General features: G+C 71.3%; 8 protein-coding genes and 1 pseudogene. 3 read left to right on the forward strand and 6 right to left on the reverse strand.

From position 1 onward, the window contains the following. Both J1C73_RS31330 and J1C73_RS31335 read right to left on the reverse strand, forming a co-directional pair. On the reverse strand, positions 1 to 431 hold a 431-nt coding region (locus J1C73_RS31330; protein ID WP_207319331.1), incomplete at its 3' end, for an ATP-binding protein. Between the two features lie 228 nt (positions 432 to 659). Beyond that, the gene (locus tag J1C73_RS31335) at positions 660 to 1028 is read right to left on the reverse strand and encodes an STAS domain-containing protein (protein WP_123459726.1); all 369 of its coding nucleotides are present in this window, start codon (positions 1026 to 1028) and stop codon (positions 660 to 662) included. 283 nt (positions 1029 to 1311) lie between these two features. Here J1C73_RS31335 and J1C73_RS31340 point away from each other — a divergent pair, with 283 nt between their 5' ends. Next, the gene (locus tag J1C73_RS31340) at positions 1312 to 2274 is read left to right on the forward strand and encodes an RNA polymerase sigma factor SigF (protein WP_207319335.1); all 963 of its coding nucleotides are present in this window, start codon (positions 1312 to 1314) and stop codon (positions 2272 to 2274) included. 90 nt (positions 2275 to 2364) lie between these two features. Here the strand turns inward: J1C73_RS31340 and hutI are convergent, their stop codons facing one another. The 4 genes from hutI to hutU all read right to left on the reverse strand — a co-directional run bounded on the left by hutI (position 2365) and on the right by hutU (position 7962). After that, a complete protein-coding gene (gene hutI, locus J1C73_RS31345) occupies positions 2365 to 3552 on the reverse strand; it encodes an imidazolonepropionase (RefSeq protein WP_207319332.1) in 1188 nt (395 codons plus the stop codon). 68 nt (positions 3553 to 3620) lie between these two features. After that, positions 3621 to 5048, reverse strand: coding sequence for a formimidoylglutamate deiminase (locus J1C73_RS31350; RefSeq protein ID WP_207319333.1), 1428 nt, complete (start codon positions 5046 to 5048; stop codon positions 3621 to 3623). Next, positions 5045 to 6259, reverse strand: coding sequence for an allantoate amidohydrolase (locus J1C73_RS31355; protein ID WP_207319336.1), 1215 nt, complete (start codon positions 6257 to 6259; stop codon positions 5045 to 5047). Before J1C73_RS31355 ends, J1C73_RS31350 begins: the two co-directional genes overlap by 4 nt. A 41-nt stretch (positions 6260 to 6300) precedes the next feature. Then, on the reverse strand, positions 6301 to 7962 hold the full coding sequence (hutU, locus tag J1C73_RS31360; RefSeq protein ID WP_123459728.1) for a urocanate hydratase: 1662 nt from the start codon (positions 7960 to 7962) through the stop codon (positions 6301 to 6303). A gap of 244 nt (positions 7963 to 8206) precedes the next feature. Here hutU and J1C73_RS31365 point away from each other — a divergent pair, with 244 nt between their 5' ends. Together J1C73_RS31365 and J1C73_RS31370 are read left to right on the forward strand one after the other, a co-directional pair. Next, positions 8207 to 8629 carry a hypothetical protein gene (locus J1C73_RS31365; protein WP_207319334.1) on the forward strand — a complete coding sequence of 141 codons (423 nt, stop codon included), beginning with the start codon at positions 8207 to 8209 and terminating at the stop codon, positions 8627 to 8629. Beyond that, positions 8626 to 8894 (forward strand): annotated as a pseudogene (locus J1C73_RS31370) (transcriptional regulator); the annotation flags it as partial. The gene J1C73_RS31365 and the pseudogene J1C73_RS31370, both read left to right, overlap by 4 nt.

Raw genomic sequence — 8894 nt, forward strand, 5'->3', positions numbered from 1 at the left:
CCGGGCCGGCCGGCCCGGTGCGGGGTACGCGGCGCGGGCTGTCCCGCGCCGCCGTCGACGACCTCGACCCGCAGCGCCTTCGGCGTGCACCCGATACGGATTTCTTCGGGGCCCTCCGCGTGCAGGCACGCGTTGGTGACCAGCTCGGAGACGACCAGCAGGACATCCTCGGCGGCCGCACGGCGGTCGGCGGTCGAGGCGGGGAGCCAGCCCCATTCATGGAGTGCCTGACGGGCGAAATCGCGGGCCGTCGGCACGATGCCGCTGACCTGCCGCAGCGACAGCGTGTGCCACCGCCGCTCGACGGACCCGTCGGAGGAAGCGCCGACGCCCGCGTCCGCGGGTGCGTCCGCGTCGGTGTGTGCACCCACGCCTGCGCCCTCCGGCTCGCGGCCGAGGTCGCCCGGCGGATGCTGCCGGGTGGTGCTCATCAGCGCTTCACCTCACCGATTGACCATGTCGCCATCGAACAGATACAGATACGAACTACAGATACGGACACTGATACAGGCACCGGACGGATACGGAGCGTGCAGCTCACCGAGGGCTCGCCGGGGTGTCTCCTGCCCGGCCGAATCGTGACAACACCCACTTCACCCATGTGGATCGCGTGACACTCGCAACACATGAGGCTTCAGGGGCGGTGAAACGCACCGCGATCAGTCTTCCAGGGCCTCTTCGAGGGAGCCGTGAACGGTGAAAACCGCCTCGGCCCCGGTGATCTCGAATACCCGTGCCACCACTGGCAGCATTCCGGCCAAATGGACCCCTCCCCCGGCCGCCTCCGCCTTGAGGCGGGCACCGAGCAGCACGTTCAGCCCGGTGGAATCACAGAATTCGAGTTGCGAGCAGTCCACCACCAGGCGCGCGCGCCCTTGCTCGACCGCACTCTCCAGGGGCTCGCGCAGCAGATCGGCCGTGTGGTGATCAAGCTCGCCCGCCGGCGTCACAACCTCGCTGCGGCCCACGGTCCGGGCTTCGACCTGAAGCCGTCCCCGGTTCGCACTGCCGACCGTCCCGCGGTCCATGCCCGTCCCTCTTCACCGTTCGTCACTGTCCGCATCACTGTGCGTGCAGATGCGTTGCAGCTGTCGCTGACGTTCTTGAAACAGTACGCGTTCCGTGCGCCACGCGGTAGCCGAAGACCTCAACAAACCGGACATATAGCGGCAATTGGAGCTTGTAACGAGCCGCACGGACCGGGTAAGGGTAGGGGGACACTCAAAACTTGGCCGGCTTTGGAGGCGCCGCTTCACCGCAGGAACACGTATGGGCATCGGCAGCCATATGCCGAGAACGATGGAGGAGACCATGTCACCCCGGCTCGACGAACCGCGTACCCACGACGCGACGTCAGTATGTCCTCAGGGACTGACCGAATCAGACTCCCCTGCCGCGACCGTCCTGGACGGTACGCGCAACAGCACCACCAGCAGTGACCACAGCGATACCGAAAGCACCACCGGCGCACTCGCGGACCTTCCCGAGATCCCGCCTGTCTCCGAAATGGGCCCGCTGGACGCCAGGGCGCTCTCGAAGACGCTCTTCGCCCGGCTCGAATCCCTCGAAGAGGGCACCCACGGGTACTCCTACGTACGCAACACGCTCGTCGAGCTGAACATGGCCCTGGTCAAGTTCGCCGCCTCCCGGTTCCGCTCCCGCAGCGAACCGATGGAGGACATCATCCAGGTCGGCACCATCGGCCTGATCAAGGCGATCGACCGCTTCGAGCTCAGCCGGGGCGTCGAGTTCCCGACCTTCGCGATGCCGACCATCGTCGGTGAGATCAAGCGCTTCTTCCGCGACACCAGCTGGTCCGTGCGCGTACCGCGGCGCCTCCAGGAGCTCCGGCTCGACCTGGCCAAGGCGGGCGACGAGCTCGCCCAGCAGCTGGACCGCTCGCCCACCGTGGGCGAGCTCGCCGACCGCCTGGGTATCAGCAACGAAGAAGTCGTCGAAGGCATGGCCGCGAGCAACGCGTACACCGCGAGCTCGCTGGACGCCAAGCCCGAGGAGGACGAGAACGACGGCGCGCTGGCCGACCGGATCGGCTACGAGGACCACGGACTGGAGGGCATCGAGTACATCGAGTCCCTGAAGCCGCTGATCGCCTCGCTGCCCGGCCGCGACCGGACCATCCTCTCGCTGCGGTTCGTCGCCAACATGACGCAGTCGGAGATCGGCGAGGAGCTCGGCATCTCGCAGATGCACGTCTCACGGCTGCTCTCCCGCACCCTGGTCAAGCTCCGCAAGGGCCTGACGCTGGAGGAATGAGCGGGCACCTCGCAACGCGCTCGCGAGGACTGCCGGACACAAGGACCTGCCCCCACGAAGGGCAGGTCCTTCCGCGTTGCTGACGTGACGTCAGCCGTGCTTCGGGGCGCCGGTGCGTTCACCGCGCCGCCAGACCTCGTGCACCAGCGGTACGCCGGGCCGGTAGGCGAGGTGGACATGGCTGGGTGCGTCCAGGACGACCAGGTCGGCGCGGGCGCCGGGGCCGATGCGCCCGATGTCGGTACGCCGCAGGGCCGCGGCGCCGCCCGCGGTGGCGGACCAGAGGGCCTCGTCGGGGGTCATGCCCATGTCGCGCACGGCGAGTGCGATGCAGAACGGCATGGACGAGGTGAACGAGGAGCCCGGGTTGCAGTCCGTGGAGAGCGCGACGGTGGCGCCCGCGTCGAGGATGCGGCGGGCGTCGGGCCAGGTGGCGCGGGTGGAGAACTCGGCGCCGGGGAGCAGCGTGGCGACCGTGGCGGACTGGGCCAGGGCGTCGATGTCGGCGTCGGTGAGGTGGGTGCAGTGGTCGGCGGACGCCGCGTCGAGTTCGACGGCGAGCTGGACGCCCGGGCCGTGGCCGAGCTGGTTGGCGTGGACGCGGGGGTGCAGGCCCTTGGCGCGGCCCGCGGTGAGGACGGCGCGGGCCTGGTCGCCGTCGAAGGCGCCCTTCTCGCAGAAGACGTCGATCCAACGGGCGTACGGGGCGCAGGCGTCCAGCATCGGGCCGGTGACCAGGTCGACGTATCCGGCCGGGTCGTCGGCGTAGTCCGGCGAGACGATGTGGGCGCCCAGGAAGGTGACCTCGTCGGTGTGGCGGGCGGCGATGCGCAGGGCGCGGGCCTCGTCCTGGACGGTGAGGCCGTAGCCGGACTTGGTCTCGAACGTCGTGGTGCCCTGGCGCAGCGCCTCGGCGAGGTAGCGGGCGACGTTGGCGGAGAGCTCCTCGTCGGTGGCGGCGCGGGTGGCGGCGACGGTGGTGCGGATGCCGCCCGCGGTGTAGGCCCGGCCGGACATCCGGGCGTTGAACTCCTGGGTGCGGTCGCCCGCGAAGAGGAGGTGGGAGTGGGAGTCGACGAAGCCGGGGATCACGGCCCGGCCGGCGGCGTCGACGGCGTTGTCAGTGGCGGGTGCTTTGCTGGATTCACCGGTCCAGACGACCCGGTCGCCCTCGATGACGACGGCCGCGTCCTGGATCAGTCCGAGGGGGGAATTGTCACCGAGGGAGGGGTCGTTGGTGACCAGTGCGGCGATGTGGGTGATGGCGGTCGTCGTCATCGGAGGACTGCTCTCCTTGCGTGTCGGCTTCGGCGGGGGCGCGGGGCCGGGCGGCTTCCCGGGGCCGCTCAGCGGTGCAGGGCCGCGATGGCCTTCGCGAGTGCTGCGGGGACGTCGGCGACCAGCGCGTGATGCCCGTCGCGCACGATGTGCCGTCCGGCGACCACCGTATGGCGCACATCGGCCGCGGAGGCGGCGAATACGGCTGTCTCGGCAGCCAGTCTGGGTACCGGCCCCGCTGTTCTGACGGAATCCAGGGCGATGGTCGCCAGGTCGGCGGGCGCGCCCGGTTCGAGGATGCCCGCGTCGGGCCGGCCGAGCGCGGCGTGCCCGTCGGCGGAGGCGGCGCGCAGCAGCGCGGAGGCGGTCCAGTGGCCGCGGGTCCGGGTGCGCAGGCGCTCGTTGAGCTCCATCGCACGGGCCTCCTCGAAGAGGTCGATCACCGCGTGGCTGTCGCTGCCCAGCGAGAGCGGGGAGCCGGCCCGCTGGAGGGCGACGGCGGGGCCGATGCCGTCGGCGAGATCGCGTTCGGTGGTCGGGCACATGCAGGTGCCGGTGGCCGTGGAGCCGATCAGCGCGATGTCCTCATCGGTGAGATGGGTGTTGTGGACGCCGGTGGTGCGCGGGCCGAGTACCCCGTGGTCGGCGAGGAGCCGGGTGGGGGTGCAGCCGTGGGCGGCGAGGCAGGCGTCGTTCTCCGCGGTCTGCTCGGAGAGGTGGACATGGAGCGGCGCCTGCCTCTCCTGCGCCCATGCCGCGACGGTGGCGAGCTGCGCGGCGGGCACGGCGCGCACGGAGTGGACGGCGGCGCCGATCAGGGCGTGTTCGTCGCCCTTGAGGAGGGAGGCACGCTCGGCCCAGGCCTCGGCGGTGGTGTCGGAGAAGCGCATCTGGTGCCGGTCGGGCTTCAGATACTGCGAGGGCCGGCTGCCGAACCCGGCGGCGAGATAGGCGGTGTCCAGCAGTGTGATCCGGATGCCGGCATCGCGCGCGGCCGCGATCAGTGCCGCGCCCATCGCGTTCGGGTCGTCGTACGGGGTGCCGCCGGGCGCGTGGTGCAGATAGTGGAATTCGCCGACCGCGGTGATGCCGGCCAGCGCCATCTCGGCGTAAACCGCACGGGCCAGTTCGTAGTACGTGTCGGGGGTGAGCCGGGCCGCGACCTGGTACATGGTCTCGCGCCAGGTCCAGAAGGTGCCGGAGCCGACCTGGACGGTGGAGCGCAGGGCGCGGTGGAAGGCGTGCGAGTGGGTGTTGGCGAGACCGGGCAGGGTGAGCCCGCGCAGCACGGTGGCGCCGGGCGGCGGGGAGCCGGCTCCGGTCCGCACCCCGGTGATCAGCCCGCCGGACACCTCAAGGACGACCCCCGGTTCGACATGGGTGCCGAGCCAGGCATGGGAGAGCCAGTACGTCACGGTGCCGGGCCTGCCCGTCGGCTCCGTTGCGGGCTCCGTCGCGGGCTCGGCTGTCGGCCTGCCCGTCGGCTCCGTTGTCATCGGCACGCGAGACCTTCCAGTACATCGGCGAGTGCGATCACCCCGGCCACGCAGTCGTCCTCGGCGGCGTGCTCGGCCGGCGAGTGCGAGATCCCGGTGGGGTTCCGGACGAACAGCATGGCGGTAGGGGCCGAAGCGGACAAAATACCCGCATCGTGTCCCGCTCCGGTGCCGAGTACGGGCGCGGCGCGGCCGTCGCCACGGGTGGCGGCACCCTTCAGGATCATTCCCAGCTCGTCGCGCAGGGCGTGCTGGAACTCCACGACGGGCGTGAAGGACTCCCGCACGACGTCGAGATCGATCCCGGCCCGTTCGGCGTGTTCCCGGGCGGCCCGCTCGATCCCGGTGACGACGGTGTCCAGGGTGTCCTGGTCGGCAGCCCGGGAGTCGAGCCAGCCACGCACGAGGGAGGGGATGGCGTTGACGCCGTTCGGCTCGACGGCGATCTTGCCGAAGGTGGCGAGGGCGCCGGCCAGCTCCGCCTCCCGGCGGGCGGCCAGCACCGTCTCGGCGTACGTGAGCATCGGGTCGCGCCGGTCGGCGAGCCGGGTGGTGCCCGCGTGGTTGGCCTCGCCCCGGAAGTCGAACCGCCAGCGTCCGTGCGGCCAGATCGCGGAGGCGATGCCGACGGGGTCGCCGGTGAGGTCGAGGGCGCGGCCCTGCTCGACGTGGAGCTCGACGAACGCGCCGATGCGGGCGAGCCGTTCGGGGTCGGGCCCGATGGCGTCGGGGTCGTACCCGGCCGCCGCCATGGCCTGCGGGAGCGTGACACCGTCCCCGTCCCGCAGCCGGTGCGCGGCCTCGACGGTCAGCTGCCCGGCGGCGAGCCGCGAGCCGACGCAGGCGAGGCCGAAGCGGGCGCCTTCCTCGTCGCCGAAGTTGGTGATGGCCAGCGGTCTGGTGAACTCCACCCCCCTGCGGCGGAGTTCATCGAGCGCGGCGAAGGAGGAGACGACCCCGAGCGGCCCGTCGAAGGCGCCGCCGTCCGGCACCGAGTCGAGGTGCGACCCGGTGACGACGGCGTCCCCGGCCAGGGGGTCGCCGAGCCAGGCCCACTGGTTGCCGTTGCGGTCGGTCTCCAGAGCCAGCCCGCGCGCCTCGGCCTGCGCCCGGAACCACGTACGGCAGTCGGTGTCGGCGGAGGTCCAGGCGTAGCGGCGGTAGCCGCCGCTGTCCGGGTGCCGTCCGATGGGAGCGAGCTCCCGCCACATCTCCTGGAAGGACAGGGCCGGCCGGTGTCCGCCCGGCGCCGTCACGCCCCGTCCTCCCGCATCGGCACCCGCACACCCTTGTCGGAGGCGACCGACTCCGCGATGTCGTACCCCGCGTCCACGTGCCGGATGACGCCCATGCCCGGGTCGTTCGTCAGCACCCGGCGGATCTTCTCGCCGGCCAGCTTCGTACCGTCGGCCACCGTCACCTGGCCCGCGTGGATGGAGCGCCCCATGCCCACGCCGCCGCCGTGGTGGATGGAGACCCAGGACGCCCCCGACGCCACGTTGACCATCGCGTTCAGCAGCGGCCAGTCGGCGATCGCGTCGGACCCGTCGAGCATGGCCTCGGTCTCCCGGTACGGGGAGGCCACGGATCCGCAGTCCAGGTGGTCGCGCCCGATGGCCAGCGGCGCGGCCAGCTCACCGCTCGCCACCATGTCGTTGAACCGCTCGCCGGCCCGGTCCCGTTCGCCGTAGCCGAGCCAGCAGATGCGGGCGGGCAGCCCCTGGAACTGGACGCGCTCGCCGGCCATCTTGATCCAGCGGTGCAGCGACTCGTTCTCCGGGAAGAGTTCGAGCATCGCCTTGTCGGTCTTGTGGATGTCGGACGCCTCGCCGGACAGGGCAGCCCAGCGGAACGGGCCCTTGCCCTCGCAGAAGAGCGGCCGGATGTACGCGGGCACGAAGCCCGGGAAGTCGAAGGCCCGGCCGTAGCCCGCGAGCTGGGCCTCGCCGCGGATCGAGTTGCCGTAGTCGAAGACCTCGGCGCCCGCGTCCATGAAGCCGACCATCGCCTCGACGTGCTTCGCCATCGACTCACGGGCGCGCAGGGTGAAGTCGGCGGGCTTCTCGGTGGCGTAGTCGGCCATGTCGTCGAAGTCGACCCCGAGCGGCAGATAGGCGAGCGGGTCGTGCGCGCTGGTCTGGTCGGTGACGATGTCGACCGGGGCGCCCTCGGCGAGCATCCGCGGCAGCAGCTCCGCGGCGTTGCCGAGCAGGCCGATGGAGAGCGGCCTGCGCGCGTCCCGCGCCTCGACCGCGAGCTGGAGCGCGTGCTCCAGGGAATCGGCGCGCACGTCCAGGAAGCGGTGCTCGATACGGCGCTCGATGGCGCGCGGGTCGCAGTCGATACAGATCGCGACGCCGTCGTTCATCGTCACGGCGAGCGGCTGGGCGCCGCCCATGCCGCCGAGCCCGGCGGTCAGCGTGATCGTCCCGGCCAGCGTCCCGCCGAACTTCTTCGCGGCGACGGCGGCGAACGTCTCGTACGTGCCCTGCAGGATGCCCTGGGTGCCGATGTAGATCCACGATCCGGCGGTCATCTGGCCGTACATGGTGAGCCCGAGCGCCTCCAGGCGGCGGAACTCCTCCCAGTTCGCCCAGTCGCCGACGAGGTTGGAGTTGGCGATCAGGACCCGCGGGGCCCACTCGTGCGTCTGCATGACGCCGACCGGCCGCCCGGACTGGACGAGCATCGTCTCGTCCTGCTTGAGCGTCTGCAGCGTGCGCACCATCGCGTCGAACGAGCGCCAGTCGCGGGCCGCCTTGCCGGTGCCGCCGTAGACGACGAGCTTGTCGGGGTGCTCGGCGACCTCGGGGTCCAGGTTGTTCTGCAGCATCCGCAGCGCGGCTTCCTGCTGCCATCCCAGGGCGCTCAGGTCGGTACCGCGCGGTGCCCGTACGGGGCGGGGTCCTGACATGGCAATGCCTCCTCGCGACTGTGAATTTTCTATTCACATCTTGATCGGCTGAATAGCTCCAGTCAACAGGGCGGCGCGCCCCGGTCCCGGACGGCGCCCGGACGGCTCCCCTCCGGTGCGCGGCGGGGCATTTTCCCACCGCCACCTGCATGTACCTGTGGAAAATGCCAGAACCTCCACCAGGCGTGAGCACGTTGCGTAACCTCAGGGTCACAGCCGCACGCAGCGTCGGAGGGGAGTCCGCGTGCCCGGAATCGACGAGTGCCTGCTCGACGCCATGAGACTGCCCGGTGCCCGTGGTGCCGCCGTGGTCGACTGGACGAGCGGTCTCGCTCTCGGCGCCATCGGTGACTCGCCCAACGGCGATCACGAGGCCACCGCCGCCGAGACGGCCGAGGTGGCACGGATGGCGGCCGAGCAGCCCGCCTTCGCCCTCGGCTTACCGCAGCCGCCAACCACCGCCGACGGTACGGGTGTTACGGGAACGGCGTCCCCGGTCGAGGACGTCATCGTCACCACCCGGGCCGGGTACCACATCCTCCGGTTCGTCGAGACGGACTTCGACAGCAGCGTCTTCCTCCACCTGTGGCTGGACCGCTCGGAGGGCAATCTGGCCCTGGCCCGGATACGGCTGGGCGAGATGGCCGAGCGGCTGGTCCTGACATGAGAACGACCGCCCCCGCGCCCTCCCCCGCCGCCGCGCTCTCGCCCATGCTCCAGCGCCTCGCCGCCGAACGGGCCACCGGCGCCCTGATGCGGGACCGCGGCACCCTCTACCTCGCCGACGGCAAGGTGGTGCACGCCGAGAGCCCGGCCACCCCGGGTATCGACGTCCTGCTCACCCGGGGCGGCGCGCTGCACCGCGACGGCTGGTGGGACGCGGTCGCCCAGGCGGGCGCCGGACAGCGGGTCGGCCGCTACCTCGTGGACAG

Source organism: Streptomyces laculatispora, from assembly GCF_017353455.1.
GTDB lineage: Bacteria > Actinomycetota > Actinomycetes > Streptomycetales > Streptomycetaceae > Streptomyces > Streptomyces laculatispora.

Excerpts from the sequence above, each read along its gene's own strand:
- J1C73_RS31340 (WP_207319335.1), top strand. The coding sequence starts at position 1,312 with ATGTCACCCCGGCTCGACGAACCGCGTACCCACGACGCGACGTCAGTA.
- hutU (WP_123459728.1), bottom strand. The coding sequence starts at position 7,962 with ATGTCAGGACCCCGCCCCGTACGGGCACCGCGCGGTACCGACCTGAGC.
- J1C73_RS31355 (WP_207319336.1), bottom strand. The coding sequence starts at position 6,259 with ATGTGGCGGGAGCTCGCTCCCATCGGACGGCACCCGGACAGCGGCGGC.
- J1C73_RS31335 (WP_123459726.1), bottom strand. The coding sequence starts at position 1,028 with ATGGACCGCGGGACGGTCGGCAGTGCGAACCGGGGACGGCTTCAGGTC.
- J1C73_RS31350 (WP_207319333.1), bottom strand. The coding sequence starts at position 5,048 with ATGACAACGGAGCCGACGGGCAGGCCGACAGCCGAGCCCGCGACGGAG.
- hutI (WP_207319332.1), bottom strand. The coding sequence starts at position 3,552 with ATGACGACGACCGCCATCACCCACATCGCCGCACTGGTCACCAACGAC.